At 69.8% G+C, this 22,589-nt stretch carries 24 protein-coding genes; 14 read left to right on the top strand and 10 right to left on the bottom strand.

What is annotated here, in order from left to right:
* The first annotated feature begins 107 nt into the window (after positions 1–107).
* From O2L01_RS03295 to O2L01_RS03285, 3 genes are all read left to right on the top strand, one after another.
* The gene (locus tag O2L01_RS03295; protein WP_270120370.1) at positions 108–1,040 is read left to right on the top strand and encodes an aldo/keto reductase; all 933 of its coding nucleotides are present in this window, start codon (positions 108–110) and stop codon (positions 1,038–1,040) included.
* Between the two features lie 143 nt (positions 1,041–1,183).
* Positions 1,184–1,990 (top strand): hypothetical protein, encoded by an 807-nt coding sequence (locus tag O2L01_RS03290; RefSeq protein ID WP_270120368.1) that lies wholly within the window; start codon positions 1,184–1,186, stop codon positions 1,988–1,990.
* Between the two features lie 117 nt (positions 1,991–2,107).
* Positions 2,108–2,605, top strand: coding sequence for a DoxX family protein (locus O2L01_RS03285; RefSeq protein ID WP_270120366.1), 498 nt, complete (start codon positions 2,108–2,110; stop codon positions 2,603–2,605).
* On the opposite strand, the gene O2L01_RS03280 is transcribed toward O2L01_RS03285, so the two are convergent.
* Positions 2,602–3,945, bottom strand: a complete 1,344-nt coding sequence (locus O2L01_RS03280; protein WP_270120362.1) for a UDP-N-acetylmuramoyl-tripeptide--D-alanyl-D-alanine ligase — start codon at positions 3,943–3,945, stop codon at positions 2,602–2,604. The genes O2L01_RS03285 and O2L01_RS03280 overlap by 4 nt on opposite strands.
* A gap of 163 nt (positions 3,946–4,108) precedes the next feature.
* Here O2L01_RS03280 and O2L01_RS03275 point away from each other — a divergent pair, with 163 nt between their 5' ends.
* From O2L01_RS03275 to O2L01_RS03260, 4 genes are read left to right on the top strand one after another with little or no spacing between them, the layout of a single operon-like run.
* Positions 4,109–5,086 carry a D-isomer specific 2-hydroxyacid dehydrogenase family protein gene (locus O2L01_RS03275; RefSeq protein WP_270120361.1) on the top strand — a complete coding sequence of 326 codons (978 nt, stop codon included), beginning with the start codon at positions 4,109–4,111 and terminating at the stop codon, positions 5,084–5,086.
* A complete protein-coding gene (gene vanA, locus O2L01_RS03270) occupies positions 5,079–6,119 on the top strand; it encodes a D-alanine--(R)-lactate ligase (RefSeq protein ID WP_270120360.1) in 1,041 nt (346 codons plus the stop codon). The genes O2L01_RS03275 and vanA overlap by 8 nt, the downstream gene beginning before the upstream one ends.
* Complete coding sequence (vanX, locus tag O2L01_RS03265; RefSeq protein WP_270120359.1) at positions 6,109–6,717, top strand: D-Ala-D-Ala dipeptidase VanX; 609 nt, start codon at positions 6,109–6,111, stop codon at positions 6,715–6,717. The genes vanA and vanX overlap by 11 nt, the downstream gene beginning before the upstream one ends.
* Positions 6,718–6,725: 8 nt before the next feature.
* Positions 6,726–7,166, top strand: a complete 441-nt coding sequence (locus O2L01_RS03260) for a GNAT family N-acetyltransferase (RefSeq protein WP_270120357.1) — start codon at positions 6,726–6,728, stop codon at positions 7,164–7,166.
* Between the two features lie 46 nt (positions 7,167–7,212).
* On the opposite strand, the gene O2L01_RS03255 is transcribed toward O2L01_RS03260, so the two are convergent.
* The 3 genes from O2L01_RS03255 to O2L01_RS03245 all read right to left on the bottom strand — a co-directional run bounded on the left by O2L01_RS03255 (position 7,213) and on the right by O2L01_RS03245 (position 9,951).
* On the bottom strand, positions 7,213–7,965 hold the full coding sequence (locus O2L01_RS03255; protein WP_270120355.1) for a glycoside hydrolase family 12 protein: 753 nt from the start codon (positions 7,963–7,965) through the stop codon (positions 7,213–7,215).
* Between the two features lie 188 nt (positions 7,966–8,153).
* Positions 8,154–9,284 carry a sensor histidine kinase gene (locus O2L01_RS03250; RefSeq protein ID WP_270120354.1) on the bottom strand — a complete coding sequence of 377 codons (1,131 nt, stop codon included), beginning with the start codon at positions 9,282–9,284 and terminating at the stop codon, positions 8,154–8,156.
* Positions 9,277–9,951: a response regulator transcription factor gene (locus O2L01_RS03245; protein ID WP_270120353.1), complete on the bottom strand. Its 675-nt coding sequence runs from the start codon at positions 9,949–9,951 to the stop codon at positions 9,277–9,279. The genes O2L01_RS03250 and O2L01_RS03245 overlap by 8 nt, the downstream gene beginning before the upstream one ends.
* A gap of 89 nt (positions 9,952–10,040) precedes the next feature.
* On the opposite strand from O2L01_RS03245, the gene O2L01_RS03240 reads away from it, so the two are divergent.
* The 6 genes from O2L01_RS03240 (at position 10,041) to O2L01_RS03215 (ending at position 15,544) form a co-directional block, all read left to right on the top strand.
* On the top strand, positions 10,041–10,640 hold the full coding sequence (locus tag O2L01_RS03240) for a M15 family metallopeptidase (protein ID WP_270120352.1): 600 nt from the start codon (positions 10,041–10,043) through the stop codon (positions 10,638–10,640).
* 203 nt (positions 10,641–10,843) lie between these two features.
* The gene (locus tag O2L01_RS03235; protein WP_270120350.1) at positions 10,844–12,850 is read left to right on the top strand and encodes an OmpL47-type beta-barrel domain-containing protein; all 2,007 of its coding nucleotides are present in this window, start codon (positions 10,844–10,846) and stop codon (positions 12,848–12,850) included.
* A gap of 31 nt (positions 12,851–12,881) precedes the next feature.
* A complete protein-coding gene (locus O2L01_RS03230; RefSeq protein ID WP_270120347.1) occupies positions 12,882–13,703 on the top strand; it encodes a phosphotransferase enzyme family protein in 822 nt (273 codons plus the stop codon).
* A gap of 246 nt (positions 13,704–13,949) precedes the next feature.
* Entirely contained in the window at positions 13,950–14,351 is a 402-nt protein-coding gene (locus O2L01_RS03225; RefSeq protein WP_270120345.1) for a nuclear transport factor 2 family protein, read from the top strand.
* 87 nt (positions 14,352–14,438) lie between these two features.
* On the top strand, positions 14,439–14,846 hold the full coding sequence (locus O2L01_RS03220) for a DUF1761 domain-containing protein (RefSeq protein WP_270120344.1): 408 nt from the start codon (positions 14,439–14,441) through the stop codon (positions 14,844–14,846).
* 107 nt (positions 14,847–14,953) lie between these two features.
* Positions 14,954–15,544 (top strand): dihydrofolate reductase family protein, encoded by a 591-nt coding sequence (locus O2L01_RS03215; RefSeq protein WP_270120343.1) that lies wholly within the window; start codon positions 14,954–14,956, stop codon positions 15,542–15,544.
* A gap of 39 nt (positions 15,545–15,583) precedes the next feature.
* Here the strand turns inward: O2L01_RS03215 and O2L01_RS03210 are convergent, their stop codons facing one another.
* Complete coding sequence (locus O2L01_RS03210; protein WP_270120342.1) at positions 15,584–15,970, bottom strand: hypothetical protein; 387 nt, start codon at positions 15,968–15,970, stop codon at positions 15,584–15,586.
* A 35-nt stretch (positions 15,971–16,005) separates the two neighbouring features.
* Between O2L01_RS03210 and O2L01_RS03205 the strand changes: the two genes are divergently transcribed.
* On the top strand, positions 16,006–16,455 hold the full coding sequence (locus tag O2L01_RS03205) for a MarR family winged helix-turn-helix transcriptional regulator (protein WP_270120341.1): 450 nt from the start codon (positions 16,006–16,008) through the stop codon (positions 16,453–16,455).
* A 57-nt stretch (positions 16,456–16,512) separates the two neighbouring features.
* On the opposite strand, the gene O2L01_RS03200 is transcribed toward O2L01_RS03205, so the two are convergent.
* Genes O2L01_RS03200 through O2L01_RS03180 form a run of 5 tightly spaced genes read right to left on the bottom strand, consistent with a single transcriptional unit; the run spans position 16,513 to position 22,499 of the window.
* Positions 16,513–19,299: an exo-rhamnogalacturonan lyase family protein gene (locus tag O2L01_RS03200; RefSeq protein ID WP_270120340.1), complete on the bottom strand. Its 2,787-nt coding sequence runs from the start codon at positions 19,297–19,299 to the stop codon at positions 16,513–16,515.
* Complete coding sequence (locus O2L01_RS03195; RefSeq protein WP_270120339.1) at positions 19,296–19,949, bottom strand: DUF1961 family protein; 654 nt, start codon at positions 19,947–19,949, stop codon at positions 19,296–19,298. The genes O2L01_RS03200 and O2L01_RS03195 overlap by 4 nt, the downstream gene beginning before the upstream one ends.
* 2 nt (positions 19,950–19,951) lie before the next feature.
* Complete coding sequence (locus tag O2L01_RS03190; protein ID WP_270120338.1) at positions 19,952–20,653, bottom strand: GDSL-type esterase/lipase family protein; 702 nt, start codon at positions 20,651–20,653, stop codon at positions 19,952–19,954.
* Between the two features lie 2 nt (positions 20,654–20,655).
* Entirely contained in the window at positions 20,656–21,540 is an 885-nt protein-coding gene (locus tag O2L01_RS03185) for a carbohydrate ABC transporter permease (protein ID WP_270120337.1), read from the bottom strand.
* Positions 21,540–22,499 carry an ABC transporter permease gene (locus O2L01_RS03180; protein ID WP_270120336.1) on the bottom strand — a complete coding sequence of 320 codons (960 nt, stop codon included), beginning with the start codon at positions 22,497–22,499 and terminating at the stop codon, positions 21,540–21,542. Before O2L01_RS03180 ends, O2L01_RS03185 begins: the two co-directional genes overlap by 1 nt.
* Between the last annotated feature and the right edge of the window lie 90 nt (positions 22,500–22,589).

The raw sequence follows: 22,589 nt of genomic DNA, 5'->3' as shown, positions 1-22,589 counted from the left end.
CTCAATGCCAGAAAGGCCAGTTGTTGGACTTCTAGATCCACGATACCTAGCATGAGCAGGGCGCCCGCCAGGGGCGCCGTGTTCCCAGCTCCGGCGAGGAGAGACCGTTGAAGACCTTCACCATGCCAGGCACCGACATCACCGCACCCAATGTGGTGCTCGGCCTGATGCGCATCCAGGAGAAGACCGACGAGGAGGTGCGCACCCTTCTCAAGACCGCGACGGACGCGGGGATCACCTTCCTGGACCACGCCGACCTGTACGGCTCGGGCCGCCACGGCTGCGAGCGTCGCTTCGCCGAGGCCATGAAGCTGACGCCCTCGGAGCGCGAGCGCCTGGTCATCCAGACCAAGACCGGCATCATGCACCCCGGCCCGTACTTCGACTTCTCGTACGAGCACATCACCGAGTCCGTGGACGAGTCGCTGGCCGCGCTCGACACCGACTACATCGACATCCTCCTGCTGCACCGCCCGGACGCGCTCGTGGAGCCCGAGGAGGTCGCCCGCGCGTTCGACGACCTGGCCGCCGCCGGCAAGGTGCGCGCGTTCGGCGTCTCGAACCACACCGCCGGCCAGATGGACCTGCTGCGCAAGTACGTGAACCAGCCGATCGTGGCGAACCAGCTGCAGCTCTCGATCACCCACGCGCCCTTGATCGCCCAGGGCATCGCCGCGAACATGCAGGGCCTGGACCAGTCCGTGGCCCGCGACGATGGCATCGTCGACTACTGCCGCCTGCACGACATCACGATCCAGGCCTGGTCGCCGTTCCAGGCGGGCTTCTTCACCGGCCCGTTCATCGGCTCGGAGCGGTACCCGGAGCTGAACGCCGTGATCGACCGCCTCGCGGCGAAGTACGACGTGCCGCCGATCGCGATCGCGGTCGCCTGGATCACTCGTCACCCGGCGCAGATGCAGGTCGTCATCGGCACGACCAACCCCGAGCGCGTGGCCGCCTCGGCGCTGGGCTCGGACATCCCGCTGACCCGCCCGGAGTGGTACGAACTCGTGCGCGCGGCGGGCTACACCGTCCCGTAGCGGTCGCCCTTCGCACGGTCACATCCATTGGGGCACCGTCTTTGAGGCACTGTTTCTGGGGCACTGTTTTTGGGGCACAGTGGAATAGCGGGGTTTTTGTACACTGGGCGGGTTACGGTGACCCGCCCAGGACAAGGACGCCAATGACCGCACCAGTGCCCGGCCCGGGGGCGCTCGTCTCGTACATCCGCACCGGCAGCCGCGAGGCCCGCATCGCCTACCGGGAGCTCGAGGAGAAGGAGCGGCTGTCGTACCGCGCGACGGTGTCCCGCGTCTTCGAGGCCGCGCTCGCGCACCACTGCGGCCTCTATCCTTCCCGGGAGCTGATGTACGAGCTCATCGAGCGGGTCGGCGAGCGCCACCCGCAGTACGCCGGGGGCACGAGGCGCATCATCCTCTCCGCCATGGAGGGAGCCTCGAGCGGCGGCATGAGCGTGCGGCAGGTGATCACCGCCCAGCACCTCGTCATCCGCGAGGTCGCGAAACTCCACCGGGACTTCCTCGAAGGGGCCGAGACCCTCGTCGACCCCGGCCAGGAGTTCACCGGCACCGATCCGCAGCACGCCGTCTCGATCACCCTCCGCCTCGACGGCGCCCTCCACGCACTCGAACTCCACCGCGGCGCGGAACGCCTGGGCGTCAAGACCCTCCCCGACGCCCTCATCCGCGCCTGGGTCGCAGCCGAGAAGCAGCGCTGGCGCCGCGCGAAGGAACTCGGGCGGCACGACGACTTCCCCGAGATCGGCTCGGGCAAGGGCGGCGGCGACGACCACCGCCACGAGGCCTATTCCACCGGCCGCCTCTGCCGCGCCACAGTGGACCGTTACGGGCGCGTGCGCGCCTTCACCTTCATGCGCACCGCCCTCCTCGACGACGGCCGCCTCGCTCTCGCCGCCCAGATGCGCGAAGCCATCAAGGAAGCCCAAGCGGGCCTCAAGGCCACCCTCTGACCGACCCTGTGTCGCCGCTGCAGGCTCGCTTCGATCCGCACGGCACCGATCTTTCCGTTGACAAGATGCGTTCATCGCCAGTATCTTTACGTTGTCTAGATATTGAAGGAGACTCGCATGGAACCCCTGATCGCTTTCGCGGCAACGACACTGGTCCTGCGGCTGCTGGGCCGCGTCAAGATCGACCGCTTCAACGCCTGGCGCCCCGCACTGCGCGGCGGACTGACCGCGCTGTTCCTCACGACCGGCGTGGTCCACTTCGTCCCCGAGTACCGCGACAGCATGATCGCGATGATCCCGCCCGGCCTTCCCTGGCCCGCCGCGCTCGTCGCCGTCACCGGCGTCCTCGAGCTCGCGGGCGCCGTCGGACTGTGGGTGCGCCCGTTCAAGCGCGCCGCCGCCGTCTGCCTGACGCTGCTCATGCTCGCGATGTTCCCCGCCAACGTCTACGCCTCGCTGAACGGCATCGAGTTCGCCGGCGCCCCGGCCGACCCGCTCGGTCAGCGGATCCTCATCGAGGTCCTCTGGATCGGCGCCGCGATCGCCGTGGCCACCGAACCCGCGTCGACCGGGCGTCGTGCGCGGCTCGATCCGATCGAGGCCGCGGCCCGCTAGGCGGCGACGGCGTCCGCGATCTCGTCGAGCTTCGCCTCCCGGGACGCCTTGACCAGGACGATGTCGCCTGGGGCGAGCCGTCCACGGAGCCAGTGGGCCGCTGACTCGTTGTCGGGCATCGCGATCGCCCGTTCGCCCGCGCCCTCCGCGATCGGGCGGGAGGTCTCGCCGACCGCGATCACGATGTCCGCGCGGGCGGCGGCGTACTCGCCGATCGCGAAGTGCTCGGCCGCGCTGGCGTCGCCGAGTTCGGCCATGTCGCCGAGGACGGCGATGCGGCGCCCGCCCTCGATCGCCGCGAGCGAATCCAACGCGGCGCGGGCCGAGTCCGGGTTGGCGTTGTAGGAGTCGTTGAGGAGCGTGATGCCGCTGGGGAGTTCCTGCAGTTCCATGCGCCACTTGGAGAGTGCGGCACCGGCCAGCGCCTTCGCCGCCGCGTCGAGCGGGATGCCCGCCGCGAGTCCAGCGGTTGCCGCAGCCGCTGCGTTGAGGGCCTGGTGTGCGCCGATGATCGGCAGCGTGACGCGGGCTGAGCCGTCGGCGGTCTGCAGGGTGAAGCTCGGCCGGCTGCGTTCGTCCAGCGTCAGGTCGACCACTCGCACATCGGCGTGCTCCGCCTTGCCGAAGGTGAGCACCGGGCCGTCCGTGAGCGCCCGCATCGCGGCCACGGCCGGGTCGTCGGCGTTGAGCACGGCGGTGCCGCCCGGTGTGAGACCTTGCACCAGTTCGCCTTTCGCAGCTGCGATCGCCTCGCGGGTGCCGAAGTAGCTCAGGTGGGCCTGGCCGACGTTGAGGACGACCGCGACATCGGGCGGGACGAGTTCGGCGAGGGCTGCGATGTCACCCACGCGGCGCGCGCCCATTTCCAAAGCGAGGCAGCGCGTCTCGGTGTCCGCGCGGAGCATGGTGATCGGCACGCCCAGTTCGTTGTTCATCGAACCGGACGTGGCGATCGTGGGCGCGGCGCTCGAGAGGACGGCTCCCACCAGGTCCTTGGTGCTCGTCTTGCCCTGCGAGCCGGTGACACCGACGACCGTCAACCGCGCGCGCAGGCGGGCGACGACGTTCGCGGCGAGCGCCTGCAGCGCGGCCTGGGCGTCCGCGACGACGACCGTTGGCAGTTCCGTTCGGCGCGAGCCGAGTACGGCCACCGCCCCCGCCTGTCCGGCCTGGGCGGCGTAGTCGTGGCCGTCGACGTGTTCGCCGTCGAAGGCGACGAAGAGCCCGCCCGGCTCGGCCCGGCGGCCGTCGAGGACGGCCGGGGCCGTCACCGTGACGTCGTCGCCCGCGACCGTGCCGCCGGTGATCGCGGCGATCTCGGCGAGGCTGAGCGGGATCATGCGGGCACCTCGCTGGATTCGTTTCTGCACATGGGAACAGTGAAGGCCGCCCGCGGTTGTCGGAGCGTATGCGGTTTTCGATATGCCCGCGATAGGCGCGTATCGCGGGCATATCGAAAACGCCATACGCTCCCGTAACCATCGTTCCTCTTGACTGTGCGGCATGCTCAACAGAGAACCGGTCGGCATCACGATCTACGGGTGCGGCGAGGACGAGGCGGCGCTGTTCCGCGCGCTCGCGCCGCGCTTCGGCGTCGCCCCGGCCATCACCGCCGAGGCGCCGACCGAGGCCAACGCGCACCTCGCGGCGGGCAACCGGTGCGTGAGCATCGGCCACAAGACCCGCGTCACGAGTGCCGCGCTGCGCGCCCTCGCCGGGGCGGGCGTCGCGTACGTCTCCACCCGGAGCATCGGCTTCAACCACGTCAGCGTCCAGTACGCCGAGAGCCTCGGCATCGAGGTCGGGAACGTCGCGTACTCGCCGGACAGCGTCGCCGACTACACGCTGATGCTCATGCTCATGGCGGTCCGGAACGCGAAGTCGACGGTCCTGCGCGCCGAGGTCCACGACTACCGGCTCCACGAGGTCCGAGGGAGGGAACTGCGGGACCTCACGGTGGGCGTGGTCGGCACCGGCCGTATCGGCGCGGCCGTCATCGACCGGCTGCGCGGCTTCGGCTGCCGCGTGCTCGCCCACGACAACAGCCCGAAGGCCGACGCCGAGTACGTGCCGCTCGACGACCTGTTGCGCCGCAGCGACATCGTCACCCTCCACACGCCGCTCAACCCCGGCACGCACCACCTTCTCGACCGGCACCGGCTGGCGCGGATGAAGCGCGGCGCATACGTCGTCAACACCGGTCGCGGCGCGCTCATCGACACCGAGGCCCTGGTCTCGGCCCTGGAGGGCGGCAGGCTCGGCGGCGCGGCCCTCGACGTCCTCGAGGGCGAGGAGGGCGTCTTCTACGCCGACCGGCGCGGCACGCCGGTAGAGGGCAAGCCGCTGCTGCGCCTCCAGCAACTGCCCAATGTGCTCATCAGCCCGCACACCGCGTACTACACCGACCACGCGCTCAGCGACACGGTCGAGAACTCCATTGTGAACTGCCTGCAGTTCGAAGGAAGGAACCAGGATGGCTAAATTGAAGGTGGGCATCGTCTTCGGCGGCTGCTCCGAGGAGCACCCCGTCTCCGTCAAGTCCGCGCGCGAGGTCGCCGCGAGCCTCGACCTCGCGAGATACGAGCCGTACTACCTCGGCATCACCGAGGCCGGCGCGTGGCGACTCTGCGACGACCCCGGCCCCGGCTGGGAGGACGGCCGCCCGGCCGTCCTGTCGCCCGACCGCAGCACGCCCGGTGTGCTCGTTCTCGATGGGGGACAGTACGAGACGATCGCCCTCGACGTGGTCATCCCGGTCCTCCACGGCAAGCTCGGGGAGGACGGGGCGATCCAGGGCCTGCTCGAACTCGCCGGCATCCCGTATGCGGGCTGCGGCATCCAGGCCTCCGCGCTGTGCATGGACAAGACCCTCACGTACCTCGTCGTCCGCGACGCCGGGATCGCCACGCCCGCGTTCTGGACCGTGGACGCCGACGAGAAGATCGACGCCGAGACCCTGCCGTACCCCGTGTTCGTGAAGCCCGCCCGCTCCGGCTCCTCCTTCGGGGTCACCAAGGTGACCGGCGAAGCCGAACTCCATGAGGCGATGGAGGTCGCGCGGCGGTACGACGCGAAGGTCCTCATCGAAGCGGCCGTCGAAGGCGGCGAGATCGGCTGTGCCGTCCTCGGCAACGGCACCGAGCTCTTCGCCGGCGAGGTCGACCGTGTCGCGCTCACCCACGGCTTCTTCCGCATCCACCAGGAGGACGCGCCCGAGACCGGCTCCGAGAACGCCGCCTTCATCGTCCCCGCCGACATCCCGGCCGAGTCGCGCGCGCTCGTCCAGGAGACCGCGAAGGCGATCTACCGCGCCCTCGGCTGCCGGGGCCTGGCTCGGGTCGACCTGTTCCTGAAGGAGGACGGCACGGTCGTCCTCAATGAGGTGAACACCATGCCCGGCTTGACCTCCTACAGCCGCTATCCGAGAATGATGGCGGCCTCGGGGCTGCCGCTCGCCGAGGTGATCGACCGGATGGTCGCGCTGGCGCTGGAGGGAACGGCCGTTGCGGGATGACTTCGCCTATGTGGACGAACTGGTGCCCGGCATTCGCTGGGACGCGAAGTACGCCACCGCCGACAACTTCACCGGCGCCCCGGTCGACGGGTACCTGAGCGGCCGCGTCGTGGGCACGCGGACGCTGTGCGCCGCTCTTCTTGCGGCCCAAGGCAAAGCGGAGGCCATGGGCCTCGGCCTGCTCGTGTGGGACGCCTACCGGCCGCAGCGCGCCGTGGACCGCTTCCGGGAGTGGACCGAACTCCCCGAGGACGGCCGGACCAAGGCGCGGCACTACCCGAACATCGACAAGACCGAGATGTTCGCGAAGGGGTACGTGATCGCCAAGTCGGGACACAGCCGGGGCGGCACCGTCGACCTGACGCTCTGCGACCCGGCCACGGGCGAGCCCGTCCCGATGGGCGGCGGCTACGACCTCATGGACGAGGTCTCCCACCATGGGGCCGTGGGCATCACGGAGATCGAGGCGCGGAACCGGAGCCGTCTCCGGTCCTTGATGGAGTCCTGCGGTTTCCGCGCGTACGAGTACGAGTGGTGGCACTACACGCTGAAGGACGAGCCGTACCCGGACACGTACTTCGACTTCCCGGTCACCTGAGGGACGCCATGCGGATCCGACCATTGGTCAGCGCCGACGCCGAAGCGGTCGACGGACTGCTCCACCAGCTCGGCTACGCCCAAGACGGCGCGGCGGCGGCCGCGCGCCTCGAGGCCTGGGACGACGACCCGTCCAGCGCGGCCTTCGCGGCCGAGCTCGGGGGAGCAGTGCTGGGGCTCATCGCCGTCCACGTCTGCCCGTTCTTCGAGCGGCCCGGCTCGTGGGGCCGCATCGTGGCCCTGGTCGTTGCTGAGGAAGCTCGCGGCCATGGTGTGGGCGGCCTGCTGGTGGCGGCCGCCGAGGCGTTCGCCGCGGATCGCGGCTGCGTCCGCATGGAGGTCACCAGCAGCGATCATCGCGAAGCGGCGCACGAGTTCTACGTGCGCCGCGGCTACGAGGTCCAGACAGGACGATCGACGAGGTTCCTCCGCGACCTCGACGGCCGGTGAAAAGGCCGGTCGGCCCGAGGAGGCGGGTCGATCGGCCGGAGTGAGGTCAGATGCTCGATCCGCCGCCGGAGGTGTTGCTCCACCAGGCGCTGTACGCGTTCAGCGAGTACCGCTTCTGCGTGCCGCCGGTCGAGGAGCACTCCCAGCCGAACTGCATCGTGTCGAAGGTGGTGTTGCGCAGGAGGTTCTGCGACGCGGACCAGCGCCAGATCGCCGCGGCGTCGATGGTGCCGGTGCTCCGCTGCTGGGCAGGGACGAACTGGAGGACGTTCCAGCCCGGGTCGGCCTGCCAGACCGAGGAGTAGAGGATGCCGCCGACGGTCACGTTGGACGCGATCTGCCTGCCCCAGCCGCCGAGCGGGCCCGGGGTCCAGCTGGTGAAGACCATGATCTCGTCCTGGTTGTTGGTGGACCAGAGGTCGGCCGTCCAGCTCCAGTTGTCACCGTTGGTGACTCCAGCCGACGAGGTGTCGAACCAGAAGCCCGCCGAGTTCAGCTGATTCAGCGGGGTCTGGAGCCTGGTCGAGGTGTTCGGGTAGGACTTGATCCCGCCGCCGGAGTGGTTCGCGTCGACGTACCAGGACTTGATGCTGTTGACCGTGAGGCACTGCGGGCCGCCGTTCGAGCCCCAGATGTTGTTGTAGACCGTCCAGGAGCCCTGGGACCAGCTGCCCCAGCGGTCGCACGTGTTGTAGACCGCGGCCTGTGCCGGAGAGGCGAAGCTCAGGAACCCGGCGATCACCAGGACGGCCATGGCCAGCCGGGCGAAGAGCGCCGACTTCCGGTTGAGGGTGTTCATCTGACCTTTCTTTCTCGCGCGCTCCGAACGGAAGCCCGTCGCGGGCGCGCGATCGCGGTGAGAACCCGCCAGGAGGAGGTCCTGGCCTGATATATGGCAATGTTCCTACATCAGACTCACGGTTGTCAATGTTTAAACATCTCGATAAACAAATGAAAGATCAGATGAATGTGTCGATGAGGCAGCGCTCAGGCTGGCGCGGCCTCGGCGGAGGGCAGGCGGACCTCCACGCGCAGACCGCCCTCGGGGCGGGCCGCCAAGGTCAGCCTGCCGTCGTGGGCCTTCACGACGTTCTCGACGATCGCCAGACCCAGCCCGACGCCCGCGTGGTCGCTGCGGATGCGGCGGTTGCCGCGCTGGAACGGCTCGGTGAGGGTCGCTACCAGGTGCGGGGTGAGTCGCGCGCCGGTGTTCTCGACCGTGAGCACCGCCGTGTCCGGATCGACTGTGGTCGTGATCCACACGTTCCCGTCCTCGCTCAGGTTGTGCACGATCGCGTTGTGCAGCAGGTTCACCGCCGTCTGGAGCAGCAGCGCGGGCGAGCCCGCCGCCGTCGCGAGGCCGCCCGAGACCTGGATGTCGATGCCGCGCTCCTCGGCGAGGGGGAGCAGCGTCTCGGCGGCCTCCTCGGCGACCAGCGAGAGGTCGACCGGCTCGCGGGTGAAGGAGCGCTGGCCGGAGCGGCTGAGGAGGAGCAGGGCCTCGGTGAGGTCGATCGCCCGGGCGTTCACGAAGGAGAGCCGGTCGACGAGTTCGGGCGTGCAGCCCGACGGATCGCGTTGCGCCACATCGAGGAGCGTCTTCATGGTCGCCAGCGGCGTGCGCAGCTCGTGGGAGGCGTTCGCGGCGAACCGCTGGTGCTCGCCCACATGCGCCTCGATCTGCTCGAGCATCGAGTCGAAGGCGTCTGCGAGCTCGCGGAACTCGTCGCGGCGGCCGGGCATCCGGATGCGGTGCGCCAGTGAGCCTTTCGCGGCGATGCGGGTGGCGCCCGCGATCTGGTTGAGCGGGGCCAGCATCCGTCCGGCGAGGAACCAGCCGCCGACGAGGCCGAACACGAGCAGGAGCCCCATCATGAGCGCCGCCTTCGGGGCGAACGCGCGCCAGAGGTCCAGGCGGCCGGGCATGAAGAACGTGGGCGGGCAGCGGCCCCCGGTGCCCGGTTCGCAGGGCTCGCCGAGGCTGATCGCCTCGCGCGGCACGTACCGGAGGAGGAACAGCCAGACGACCGCGAGCAGCAGCGCCCCCGCGATGAGCAGGAGCGCGGCATAGCTGATCGTCAGTTTGAGGCGGACGCTCGGGCCGGGGCGCCTATCCACGGGCCGCGCCCGTCTCGATCCGGTAGCCGACCCCGGGCACGGTCGCGATGACCCACGGCTCGCCGAGGCGCTTGCGCAGGGCCGAGACGGTGATGCGCACGGCGTTCGTGAACGGGTCGGCGTTCTCGTCCCACGCCCGCTCCAGCAGGTCCTCGGCGCTCACCACCCCGCCCTCGGCCGCGACCAGCACCTCCAGGACCGCGAACTGCTTGCGGGTGAGCGCCACGTACTTGCCGTCTCGGAAGACCTCCCGCCGGAACGGGTCCAAGCGCAGGCCCGCGATCTCCCGCACGGGCGGGCGGTGGTGGGCCCGCCTCCGGTCGAGCGCGCGGAGGCGGAGCACGAGCTCCTTGAGCGCGAACGGCTTCGTCAGGTAGTCGTCCGCGCCGAGCTCGAACCCGGTGGTCTTGTCGTCGAGCCGGTCGGCGGCGGTGAGCATCAGGATCGGCATGCCGGTGCCCGAGGAGACGATGTGCGCGGCCACCTCGTCGCCCGAGGGCCCGGGGATGTCGCGGTCGAGTACGGCGATGTCGTAGGCGTTCACGCTCAGCAGCTCCAGTGCGGCGTCGCCGTCCCCGGCGATGTCCGCCGCGATGGCCTCCAGCCGCAGCCCGTCGCGGATGGCCTCGGCCATATAGGGTTCGTCCTCGACGATCAGCACTCGCATAGTTCCACGATGCTACGGGCCCGGTCATATCGTCGGCATATCGAAAACCGCTAACGCGATGACAACACCGCCCCGCTTCTACTGTTCGCATGTCGTACAGCCTTTCCACGCGAACCGTGACCCGCCGGATCCGCCGCGGGCTCGCCGCCACCGCCCTCGCCCTGCTCGCCGCGGCCGCCAAGGCCCTCGGATACCGGCTCCTGCGCATCCGCGACCGGGGTGCGCTCGGCGTAGCAGACGGCGCCATCCCGTACCGGACCACGGTCTTCGACGACTCGGTCGCGGGCGTCGCCAACCTCGACCCCGCGCTCCTCGCCGCCCTCCGCCAGGCCGCCACGGACGCCGCCCGCGAGGGCGTCGCGTTCTACGTCAACAGCGGCTGGCGCTCCCCGGAGTACCAGCGGCAGCTGCGCCGCGAAACCGTCGCCGAGTACGGCTCGGAGGAGGCCGCCTCCCGCTGGGTGTCCACACCGGAGACCTCGCTGCATGTGGCCGGGCGCGCGGTCGACATCGGCCCGCCACCCTCCGCCGCCTGGCTCTCCCGGAACGGGGCCGCCTACGGCCTGTGCCAGATCTACCGCAACGAGCCCTGGCACTACGAGCTGCGCCCCGAGGCGATCGTGCACGGCCCGCCTCCCATGTACGCCAACCCTTCCGAGGACCCGCGCACCCGCCGGAAACGCTCCTGAACCGCTTTCCTTGCAGGGGAAGGGAACTCGGGCCGATCCGGAACGGCCGGGTTTACACGGCCTCAGTAATATGTTACATACTACTGAGTGATATATCACGCGTCACATACCACTGGCCGTCCCACGGCCCGACCCGTGAGCCACCCCGTCGAAAGGTCACCCGTGCACCGACCTCCCGCAACCCCCTGCAAGGAGCGCGCGAAGTGAAGACGCTCAAGACGAACACCACCCGAACCGCCGTCGCCGCCCTCGCACTCGCCTCCCTCCTCATCGGAGCGACCCCCGCGCTGGCGGCCGACGCCACCCCCGTCGGCACCGACGGCAAGGTCGCCACCGACCCCGCCTACGACGGACCCCAGATCACCGAGGTCCGCGTCATCAACGAAGGCAGGTTCCTCGAGGTCTACTGGGACCGCTACGTGGACGAGGAAGCCGCCGTCAGCCCCGCCAACCTCACCCTCACCAACGGCGGCAACACGATCCAACTCCAGGCCAAACCCGCCACCGGCCCCACCGACACGATCTTCTTCGACCAGGACAACAAGCAGATCGCGGCCACCCCCGCGAACAGCATGGCCCGCCTCCCCGAAGACCTCCACCTCGCCAGCGTCGCCTACACCGGCGCCATCGACCCCGACCAGCCGCTCACCCTCACCGTCACCGGCTCCAACATCCAAGACGCCGAAGGCAAGACCGCCAAGGACGCCGCCTACACCGGCGTCCCCCTCCTCGACTACTACACCCAGACCGTCACCACCCAGACCGGCATCCAGGTCAAGGCCGGCCCCCGCGTCGACCCCGCCACCCTCGACCTCGCCGCCGCGCAGGTCGACGTCCAACTCGGCCGCGACGACAACGGCATCGCCCAGACCATGGCCGACTACGGCTGCTCCCTCGCCGTCTACGCCGCCCGCGAGAACGCCTACCTCGTCCCCGAACACCGCGGCGGCTACGACCCCGAGATGTACGACGTCGAAGGCTACGGCGGCAGCACCTGGAACCACTGCGTCTCCTCCATCTCCGAACGGAACGTGCTGCGCACCAGAGGGAACGAGAACGACTTCCTGAACACCCGCTACACCAACGAGAACATCCTCATCCACGAGTTCGGCCACGCCGTGCGCCTCGTCGGCATCGAGACCCAGACGGACACGACCCTCTCCGACGAGCTCTACGCCGTCTACGAGAACGCCTACAACACCGGCCGCTGGCCCAACACCTACGCCATCGGCAACATCGACGAGTACTTCGCGACCCTCTCCGCCATCTGGTTCGACAACATGGCCGAGAAGCCCGACTGGACCGACGGCGTGCGAAGCCCCGTCAACACCCGCGCCGAACTCAAGGAGTACGACCCGGAGGCCTACGAGTTCTTCGCCGAGGTCTACCCCGCCGACCGCACCCTGCCGTCCCCTTGGGACATCCCCGGACCGGACGTCTACCACGGCGACTACACCGAACCGCCCCAGCTGCCCGAACGCGTGACCGCCGAGGACGTCGACCTCGACACCGACGCCTTCCGCGTCGTCACCGACAGCCTCGGCACCGAGTTCCAGATCGACCAGTACGCCGGCGACGCCGACCACCCCGAACGCGACATGGTCGTCTGGTCCAAATGGGGCGGCGGCGTCTGGGACCTCGACCTCGCCGACGGCGCCTACACGATCAACGCGATCGACGGCAGTGGCGTCCTCGCCGCCCTCTCGGACACCGAAGTCGCCTACCAGGACATCGCCCCGGACGCGGACGACCCCGCCCAGCGCTGGACCTTCCTCGCGGACACCGCCACCGAAGACAACCCCTATGACGGCGCACTCGTCAACGCGGGCAACGGACGCGCGCTGGCCGTCGACGGCCGCACCGAGTCGGGCACCTCCCTGACGCTGACCGAACCCGCACACGGGACCAGGTGGCTCTTCGAGGACACCACCCGCACCGAGGCCCAGGGGACGGCCGCGTACCTCGTCCCCGATTCCGACACCACCGCTCCGGAACTCGGCTACACCTGGACCTCCAGGACGAGTGTCGCCTTCGAAGCGAGCGACACGGGCTCCGGGGTCGCGACGATCGAGTACCGGATCAACGGCGGCGACTGGAAAAACTATTCGAGCGCCGTCCGGGTCCGCCCGTACGATGTCGTCGAGGCCCGCGCGACCGACAACGCGGGCAACACTTCCGACGTGCTCACCGTGACTCGGCGAGCGTCTTAGCCTCGAGCAGGGGAGAGGGGTCCGGCGACTGATGGAGGAACCGATCGCCTCGCGGGCGATGACCGCGGCCGTTTCGATCGCCGGATCCCTCGGACTCCGCGCCGACCGCGCGACCGTCCTGAACAACTCCAACAAGCTCACGTTGCGGCTCGAGCCCTGCGACGTGCTCGCCAGGGTCGCACCGCCCGAGCACGAGGCCGCGCAGTTCGAGATCGACCTGGCGCGACGCCTCGCCGAGTCCGGTTGTCCCGTAGCCGCTCTCGAGCCCCGCGCGGAGCCGCGCGTCTACCCGCGGGACGGCTTCAACATCTCACTGTGGACGTACTACGAGTCCGGTCCTGAAGTCCCGCCGGCCGACTACGCGGACGCGCTCCGGCGCCTCCACGCGGGCATGCGCTCGATCGACGCCGCCACGCCGCACTTCACCGACCGGGTCGAAGAGGCGCAGCAGGTCGTGGCGGACCGCGACATCAGCCCCGAACTCCCCGACGAGGAACGCGAACTGCTCGCCGACGCGCTGCGCGACGTGCGGCGCGACATCGCCGGGCGCGGCAAAGACCAACTGCTGCACGGCGAACCGCACCCGGGAAACCTGCTCGCCACGAAGCAGGGGCCGCTCTTCATCGACTTCGAGACCTGCTGCCGCGGCCCCGTCGAATTCGACCTCGCGCACGCTCCTGAAGCGGTCGCCGACCACTACCCGGGTGTCGATCGCGAGCTGCTGCGGCAGTGCCGGATCCTCATGCTCGCCATGATCACCGCCTGGCGCTGGGACCGCGACGACCAGCTCCCCGACGGCCGCCGCCTGGCCGAAGAGTGGACCGCCCAGATCCGGGCGCTCCTGGCCGACTGATCGGGACGGGCCGACGACCGCGGTTTCCGGCTTCGGATCGCATATGACGGGCGTCGTACACCGCTCCGCGTCTCACCCCCTAGGGGTATCAGGAACCGTCGACATCCGATTGACGCCGAACGACCCGCTCTCGGGCAGGCTAGGGAAGTCGCTCGGAAACCCCTGGGCGGCAACGCGATCGGCACAGTCTCATTCTGCTGCGGGCCACCGACCGCGCACGCCTGTCACGAACGGAGAAACCTGACCATGCGGCCGCTCGCAAGCGCTGACCCGAAGCAGTTCATCGCCGACTTCTACACCTCGCTCACCCGCGAACTGGTGAGCAGCGACGAGGAGGCGGCGCTCATCATCGACCGCTTCCACACCCCGGACATCGTCCAGGTCGCCGACGGGCACCGCATCGACCGGCAGAAGCTCATCGACCACACCCGGCCAATCCGCAAGAACCGCCCCGCGATCCGCATGGAGGTCCACGAAGCCGTCGCGGTCGGCGACCGCCTCGCCGCCCGCTACACCCTGCACTCCTCCCAGCGCGGCAAGGACCTCGCCACCGATGTGCACTTCTTCGGCCGCTTCGCCCCCGACGGCCGCATGCAGGAGGCGCACCTGCTCACCCGCGCCGTCCCTCACGACACGGCATCGGCGTAGCGAGCGCCGGGGCGGGCGCTGGACTTTCCCCGGCGCGGTCGCTTTGATCGACCGGGTCCGTGTCGTTCGTGGGATCGGGGGAGCCGCATGGTGGAGATCAACTGGTGGGCTGCGCTGATCGCGTTCGCGGTCGGGATGGTCGTGGCGGCCGTCTGGTACGGCAAGGCCTTCGGGCCCGCCTGGGCGCGATTGACCGGCATCGCTCCGGCCGAATCCGCGAAGGCCCGCAAGCGGAACATGATGCTGCTGGCCGTCTCGAACGCCCTGACGGCGCTCGGTCTGGCGTTCGGCGTCGCGATCGCCTCGAAGGCCTTCGACGACGACTCGGTGTGGCCGGCACTCGTCGTCGGACTCGTCGCGTGGGCGACGCTCTCGGCGACCACGCTGCTGCAGCACAACGCCTTCGAGCTGAAGCCCCGGGCGCTCACCCTCCTGAACAACGCCTGTCAACTGGTGCTGTTCCTCGCGATGGCACTGGTGATCGGGTCGATGTAGCGCCGCCCCGATTCCGCCGGGCCGTCCATCGATGAATGGCGCTCGTTCGCCTCGTCGCTACTTATGATGGCGGGCAGCGCCGTCGCGCTTGACGGAGAGGAACCGACGTGAGCACAGTTCGAAGCCACATGACCATGTCGCTCGACGGGTACATCGCGCAACCGGACGACCAGATCGGCGAGTTGTTCGAGTGGTACGAGGCCGGGGACGTCACCATCCCGACGCCGAACGAGTACATTCCCGAGTTCTCTGTGGACGCCGCCAGCGCCTCGTTCCTGCGGGAGCTCATCGACGACTGCGGGGCGGTGGTCGTCGGCCGCCGCCTCTTCGACATCGCCGAGGGCTGGGGGGACAAGCACCCGGTGGACGCCCCGGTCGTCGTGGTCACCCATCACCCGCCCGAGGACGCCGCCGAGCGCTGGCCCAACACGACGTTCGTCGACGGCGTGGCGGCCGCGATCAAGCGTGCCGGGCAGATCGCGGGAGACAAGGACATCACCATCGCCAGCGCGAACGTGACGCAGCAGGCGCTCGCGCTCGGCCTGGTCGACGAGGTGTGCGTGAGCCTCGTGCCGGTGCTCTTCGGCGAGGGCATCCCGTATTTCTCGGTGCTGGACACCGGTCATCTCGTCCTGGACGACCCGAGGGTCGTCCAGGGCAAGCGCGCGGTGCACCTCTGCTATCCCGTGCGGAAGTGACCTCGAAGGAGACCAGCCGCTCGCTTCGCTGCCGGGGTCTCAGCGCAGGACCCGCCACCCGAAGAGGTGCCCGGCGGCGCACAGCGCCGAGCCGACCGCCATGCCCGGGTTCTGGACCGCGGCGGCGATCGCGAGGTCGCCGAGTTGCGCGGCCGCTCCGATGAGGAGCAGTGGCGCGAGCGGGCGCAGTCGTCCCGTCGCGGCGAGGAACGCGATTGCGGCCCCGAGCGGGATCGCGCGTACGGCGTAGGCCGCCGCGTAGAACGCAGTGCCCGCGCCGATCGGCGCGCCATCGAGCAGCAGCTCGGGACGCCACAGCGCGAGCGCCGCGGAGACTGCGGTACCGAGGGCGAGCACCACGTTGAGGACCAAGGCGATCCGGAGCAGGCGCACGTTCGGAATCGATGCGGCACTAGAATCATTCATAGTGTGAATCATTTTTCTAATGTATCATCGCCCTCATGTCCAAGCAACGGCCCGACGACCTGACCTCTTCGCTCGCGTTCCAGCTCGGGGTGCTCGGCACCACCGTCTCCGACCTGTTCGCGGCCCGGATCGCGCCGCTCGGCCTGAAGCCGAAGCACGCGGGGCTCCTCGCGCTCCTCGCGAACGGCGACGCGCGGTCGCAGGCGGAGGCGGCCGAGACGATGGGCGTGGCGCCGAGCCTCCTGGTCAGCCTCACCGACCAGCTCGAGCGGCTCGGGGCCGTCACCCGGGAGCGGGACCCGCACGACCGTCGCCGCCAGGTCCTGGCGCTCACCGAGGAAGGCACCGCACTCCTCAAGTCCTGCAGCCGGATCGCGGCTGACATCGACGCGAGCCTGACGGCCGACCTGAAGTCCGCCGATGTCGGGGCGCTGCGGCGTGCGCTTGCCGAGATGACCGGATTCCCCGCGGCGGAGCGGGCGTAGGGCGCGCCCTTTCCTAGCGCATCCGCCTGCCCTAGCCGTTGGCTGCGAAGCCGCCGCTCACGTCGCGTTGGGCATCCCGTTCGCGAGTCGGTGGCCGATGAGGGCCAGGTTCTGGATCGTCGCGAGGCCGCATTGGGCGGCGTCGTTCGTCCAGAGGGTCCGGGCTTCGTCCACTGGAGAGAGCACGCGCGGCGGAAGGATGCGGACCGCTTGGAACGCCTCCTCTCCCATGAACTCGCCTCCGGCGAAGTAGGCCCGCCAGGCGTGGTCGGCGAGGGCGTCGTCCCCGGCCTGGTTGGCGGCGTACGCGGTCAGTCGGGAATGGGCCTGCTCCAGGTGGATGCCGGATGGAGCCGCGCCCAGTTCCGCGCGCTGCTCTTCGGGTGACGCGAGGTAGAGGCGGCAGTACTGGAGCCAGGCCTCGCGGAAACCGGGGGCGTCGATCTGGCCGGCGTCGATGAGGGCCACGAGTTCGCTGCACACCTCCACCAGGCCGAACACGGCCGAGAGGTGGGAGACGTCGACGCGGTCGCGGTTCGTGTCGAAGCGGCCGGTGTCGAGGTCGTAGAGGGCTTCGCCGGTGAAGAAGCCGCGAGGGAGGGCGCCGATGTCGCGCATCGTCCCGATGAGACGGTCGCGCGAGCGCTCGTTCCCGGTGATCTCCCAGTCCGCCAACCAGGTCGCCGCCAGTGCGCTCCAGTCCGTGCCGAGGCCGACCGCGAGCGCGCGGCGCTCGGGCTTGTAGGCGGCGGCGTCGGCCCGCACCTTCCGGGTGGGATCGAGGGCGAGGAAGGTGGCGTCGGAGTCGCGCAGTTCGAGCATGAGGTCGCGGGTGTGCTCGTCGCCGGTGAGGAAGTAGTGGCAGCGGCGGTAGGCGGGGGTGGAGATGCGCAATTGCTTTGCGCTGCAGCCCCAGTGCTGCACGTTGTGGCGGGTGCCGAGGCCCTGCCAGGGGCCGCGGTGGTACACGTCCACGTCGCCGGTGTGGCGGGTCATGCGCTCGGCGAGGCGGAAGACGTCGGCGCGGCCGGTGCGCAGGAACGAGGTCCAGAGCCACAGGTCGGGGGAGAGTTCGGAGTTGTCCCAAGCGTAGCCCCCGATGTCGTACCGCCAGGTGTGGCGGTCGGGGTCGTAGGCGTGCATGACGTCGCCGTAGTTCCAGAAGCCGTACCAGGAGCGCTGATCGACTTGGCCCGCATAGAAGTCGAGGAGGAAGTCGAGCCGGTCCTCGAGTGCGGCGCGGTGCGGTGAGGTGCGGTCGGGGAGGTCCCAGTCACCGAGGACGCGGGCCGCGTGCAGGGCCTCGGGGGTGGGCACGAGCTGCGGGCGGGTGGCCGTGCCGCGGACGAGGCGGGCCAGTGCTTCGACGGGTGGCGTTGCGGGGTAGGGGGTCACGGTGAGTTCGTGGGTGCGGCCGATGCCGTGGGCGGTGCCGAAGCCGGGTTCGTAGTCCTCGTAGGTGATCTCGAGGGCGTCGAGCTGGTCGGCGTAGTCCTCCTGGCCGAGGCCGTCGTGGTAGAACCGCAGGTCCATGGGGGCGGCGTCGGGGGACCAGAGCCAGGTGGTGAGGGTGGCCGCGTCGGTGTCGGCCGCGCGGACGTCGAGGCCGGTGGGGTGGGACTGCCAGAACCCGGTGAGCCCGACGGCGAGGCCGCCGGTCGTGTCGCCCACGTAGGCGAGCCCGTCCGAGCGGGTGCCTTGGGCGATGTCGATCCACGGGCGGTTGGCGCTGGTTCGCTTGTGGAGGGTGTACCCGTTGGCGTTCAGTTGGCGCAGTGAGTAGTCGGCCCAGGCGGGGATCCATTTGGAGAGCCGTTCCACGCCGCCAGACCATTCGGCCGGGGGAGGCGTGGGGCGGCCTTCGAGTTGGGCGGCGCGCACTTCGGGTCCGGGGTCGCGGCGCAGGCCGGTGAGGCCCCGCACGGCTTCGCGGAGGAAGCCGCCGTCGGCTCCGGCGATGCGGAGGTGGCGGTCGTGCGCGGCCTCGCGCAGCGGCACGGTGAACGCCAGGCCGAGCGAGGTGAGGAAGTCGCGTTCGGGGTCGCCGTCCCAGACGAAGGAGTGCACGAGCCGGAAGGTCGAGGCCCCGGCGGCGAAGACCAGGCGCACGGTGAACGGCAGCCATTCGCGGCCGTCGCGGTCGCGGTGGGTGCCGGTGAGGCGGACGACGGCGCGCAGCGGCCCGGCCTGTTCGAGGACGCAGCCGGTGACGTGGCCGACGGCTTCGATCCGATCGGGCGCGGCGGGCTCGGGGCGGGTCTGGCGACTGGAGAGGAGTCGGCCGGCGGAGGCGACCTCGGTGCCTTGGATCTGGATGGAGCCGACGAGGTTCGGGCCGGCGCCGGGGATGAGGACACGGCAGGCGCCGGTGTCGATGTCGAGTCCGGGGCCGGTGGGGTGGGCCGTCACCTGGAGTCGGGCGTGTCGGAGTTCGGGCGCCCCCGGTTCAAGGGTGCCCGCAGGGTCTGACATGGCCTGCGAGTCCGCCACCCGGGGTCGGGTGTGTCGGGATTGCAGCGCCCCCGGTTCAATGGTGCCTTCGGGGTGCGACACCGCGTTCGGGCCCGCGCTGGATGCCTTGGCGGCGTTGACGACTCGATACGTATCCGAGGGTTCGCGGTCCGCGCCGAGGGCGATGCCCGCCCATTTCACGCTGCCGTCCGGCCAGGTCGCGAGCGCCCAGGTCTGCGCGGGCACGGGCTCGCCCGAGGCGTCGAGGACGCCCAACTGCTCCGGGTCGGTGACGGCTCCCGCCGCCAGTGGCACGCCGCAGGTGACGCCGCCGAGGGTGAGGTCCGGCGCAGCGTCGTCGAGCCAGCGCAGCGGGATGTCGATGGTGGTCACGACAGCTCCTTGACTTCCAGGTCGCGGTAGTGGGCCCTGAGCGGGGACATCTGGCGGAAGCCGATGCGCCCGGCGCCCAATGGTTCGGGGTCGTGGAAGGTGAACAGCTCCAGCTCGTCGACGGCGAAGCGCACTTCGGGGCCGAGCTTGCGGACACTGATGCGGTAGTGGCCGTCGGCGTCCTCGGGGCCGGGCAGCGGGTCGGCGCCTTGGGCGACGAGCCGGAACCCGGGGCTCTTGCGGAGGTTGCAGGTGCGGAAGCGGCGTTCGGCGGGCCACTTGCGCCGCAGGTACGAGACGTGCAATGTGGACACGTCGCCCGAGTGGTACTGCGGGTAGTGCCCGGAACGAGTCGCGAGGGACGGGTCGAAGAGGTCGCGCCCGCCGGTGCCGGTGGCCGCGAAGAAGAGCATGGCGAGGCCTTCGCCGTTGAGCGGCTTGAAGTCCCAGGAGATCTCGACGTCGGCCGGGAAGACCTCCGGGCACCACAGGGTGAAGTGGGCGTGGTCGCCGCGCCCGGCGGCGACCAGCGCGGTTTCATCGGCGGTACTGGAGAGCACGAGCCCGCCGTCCCGGTGCTCGACGCCGCAGGGCCCTTCGGCGATCCAGCCGTCGAGGTCCGCGGGGGCGGTGAGCGCGTTGCGGTACATGTCTATCTGCGGACCATCTCGAGTCCGGCGGGGGCGGCGTCGCCGCCGTCGCCGCGGAGGGCGCGGAGCCCTTCGGCGACGAATCGCGCGACGGCGGCGGCCCCGGCGGTCGTGTAGTGCGTGTTGTCCTTCTTGAGGTCGGCGCTCACCTCGATGCCGCGCTTGGCGGCCTCGCCGTGGACGAAGAGCGCGGCCGAGTCGTGCTCGCCGAGCCAGGCGTAGAGCCAGCGGGTGAAGGCGTTGAGGTCGATCACCGGCACGTCGAGTTCATGGCCGAGGCGGCGGACCTCGGCCGGGTAGGGCCCGTGCGAATGCCGAAGGGCCCCATCGGGAAGGAACATGCGCCGCTCGACGCTGGTGGTGAGCACCGGCTTCGCGCCGGCCGCGCGGACCTCCTCGATGAAGGCGGTCAGGCGCTCGCGGTAGCCCCCTTCGGCGGCGAGCGTCTCGGGATCCTTCTGGTCGTTGTGGCCGAAGCCGAAGACGACGGTGTCGCCCGCTTGCAGCTCGTCGGTGATGAGCTTCCAGTTGCCCCGCTCGCGGAAGCTCAGGGTGGTGGCGCCGCCGAAGGCGCGGTTGGTCACGGGTTCGTCGAGGAACGCGGCGAGTTCGTCGCCCCAGCCCAGGAGGGGCAGGTCGGGGTGGCCGGAGCTGGCGCCGTTGTCGGTGGGGGCGAGGGTGGAGTCGCCGGCGAGGTGGATCATGGTCAGCCTTTCACGCTTCCGATGAGCATGCCTTTTGCGAAGTGCTTCTGGAGGAACGGATATGCGAGGAGCACCGGGATGGTGGCGATGATGACGACCGCGAACTTGATGCCCTGGGCGGGCGGCGGCACGTCGGAGTTGAGTTCGTCCGCAGAGAGGGACGCGGCGGCCGTGACCTGCCGCAGGATCATCTGGAGCGTCCATTTGCCCGTGTCGCTGAGGTAGAGCAGCGGCGAGAGGTAGTCGTTCCAGATGCCGACGGCGTAGAACAGCGCGAACGTGGCGAGCACGGGCTTGGACAGGGGGATCACGACGTGCCGCAGCACCTGCAGCTCGTTCGCGCCGTCGATCTTCGCGGACTCCTCGAGCTCGCTGGGGAGCTGCTGGAAGAAGTTCTTGATGATGATGAGGCTGAACGGGTTGATGGCGGCCGGCAGGATCAGCGACCAGTAGGTGTCCAGGAGGCCGAGGTCCTTGACCACGAGGAACGTGGGGATCATGCCGGCGCTGAAGACCATCGTGAACACGACGAGGCTGAGCACGGTGCGCCGCCCGGGGAGGTCTACTTTCGACAGCGGGTAGGCGAGGAGCACGGTGAGCCCGAGCTGGATCAGCGTGCCGACCACCGTGACGGCCACCGTGGTGACGAAGGCCCGCAGGATCACGTCCGAGGACAGGATCGACTCGTACGAGGTCGTGGTGAAGTCGTCGGGCCACAGGAAGAACGGCCGGGTCGTGATCTCGAGTTCGGTCGCGAAGGAGCCCGCGAGCACGTACACGAACGGCAGGATCGCGAGCAGCCCCACTCCCGTGAGGAGGACGACGTTGAGCACGTCGAAGGCGCGCCCGGCGCGGGTGTTGAACCGCTTGTGCGTGGACGAGGCCATCAGAAGATCCCCTGCTGGTTGAAGCGCTTGGCGAGCCAGTTGGTGCCGAAGATGAGCACGAGCCCGACGATGGCCTTGAACAGGCCCACGGCCGTCGCGTAGCTGTACGCGCCCTGCTCGATGCCCGCGAAGTACACGTAGGTGTCGAACACGTCCGCCACGGTCCGGTTGAGGGAGTTGGACATCAGGTAGATCTGCTCGAACCCGGTGTTGAGGATCTGCCCGGTCTGGAGGATGAGGAGCACGACGATCGTGGGCATGATCGACGGCAGCGTGATGTGCCAGACCCGCTGCCAGCGGCCCGCGCCGTCGATGATCGCGGCCTCGTACTGCTCCTGGTCGACGCCCGCGAGGGCGGCGAGGAAGATGATGGTGCCCCAGCCGGTGTTCTTCCAGACCTCCTGCATGAGGATGAGCGGCCGGAACCAGTCGGGGTCGGCGAGCATGTTCGCGTCCGTGCCGAAGAGCCATCCGAAGAACGTCCACAGCGGACCGGTGCCGATCGCGAAGAGCAGCGCGGTGATCGAGACGACGACGGTCCACGACAGGAAGTGCGGGATGTAGACGAGGGTCTGCACGGTGCGTTTGAGGATCTGGAGCCGGAGTTCGTTGAGCAGCAGTGCGAGCACGATGGTGAGCGGGAACGCGATGAACAGGCTGAGCCCGGCGACGATGAGCGTGTTCTCGAGCAGGCGCGGGAAGTCCGGGTTGGACAGGAACTCCCGGAGGTGGGCGAGGCCCACCCATTCGCTGCCGTCGATGCCGAGGAACGGGATGTAGTTCTTGAACGCGATCCGCGCGCCCCACATGGGCCAGAAGCGGAACAGTGCGAAGTACACCAGGCCGGGCAGCATCAGGACGAACAGCCACCGGTACCGGACGAGGTCGCCGAGGCGCCGCCTGCGGCGACCGCGGGGCGGTGCGTGCGGCGGCGCGGGCGGGGCCGCGAGAAGGGTCATGTCGCTCCTCAAGGGTCGGGCGGGGGGGGGGGGGGGGGCGGGGGGCCCGGGCCCCCCCCGCGGGGGGGGGGGGGGGGGGTGGGGGGGGGG

Source organism: Glycomyces lechevalierae (genome assembly GCF_027622945.1).
In the GTDB taxonomy this organism is placed as follows: Bacteria; Actinomycetota; Actinomycetes; order Mycobacteriales; family Micromonosporaceae; genus Glycomyces; species Glycomyces rutgersensis.
Note: the sequence above shows the minus strand (reverse complement) of the source record. Positions and strands in the feature narration are given on the sequence as shown.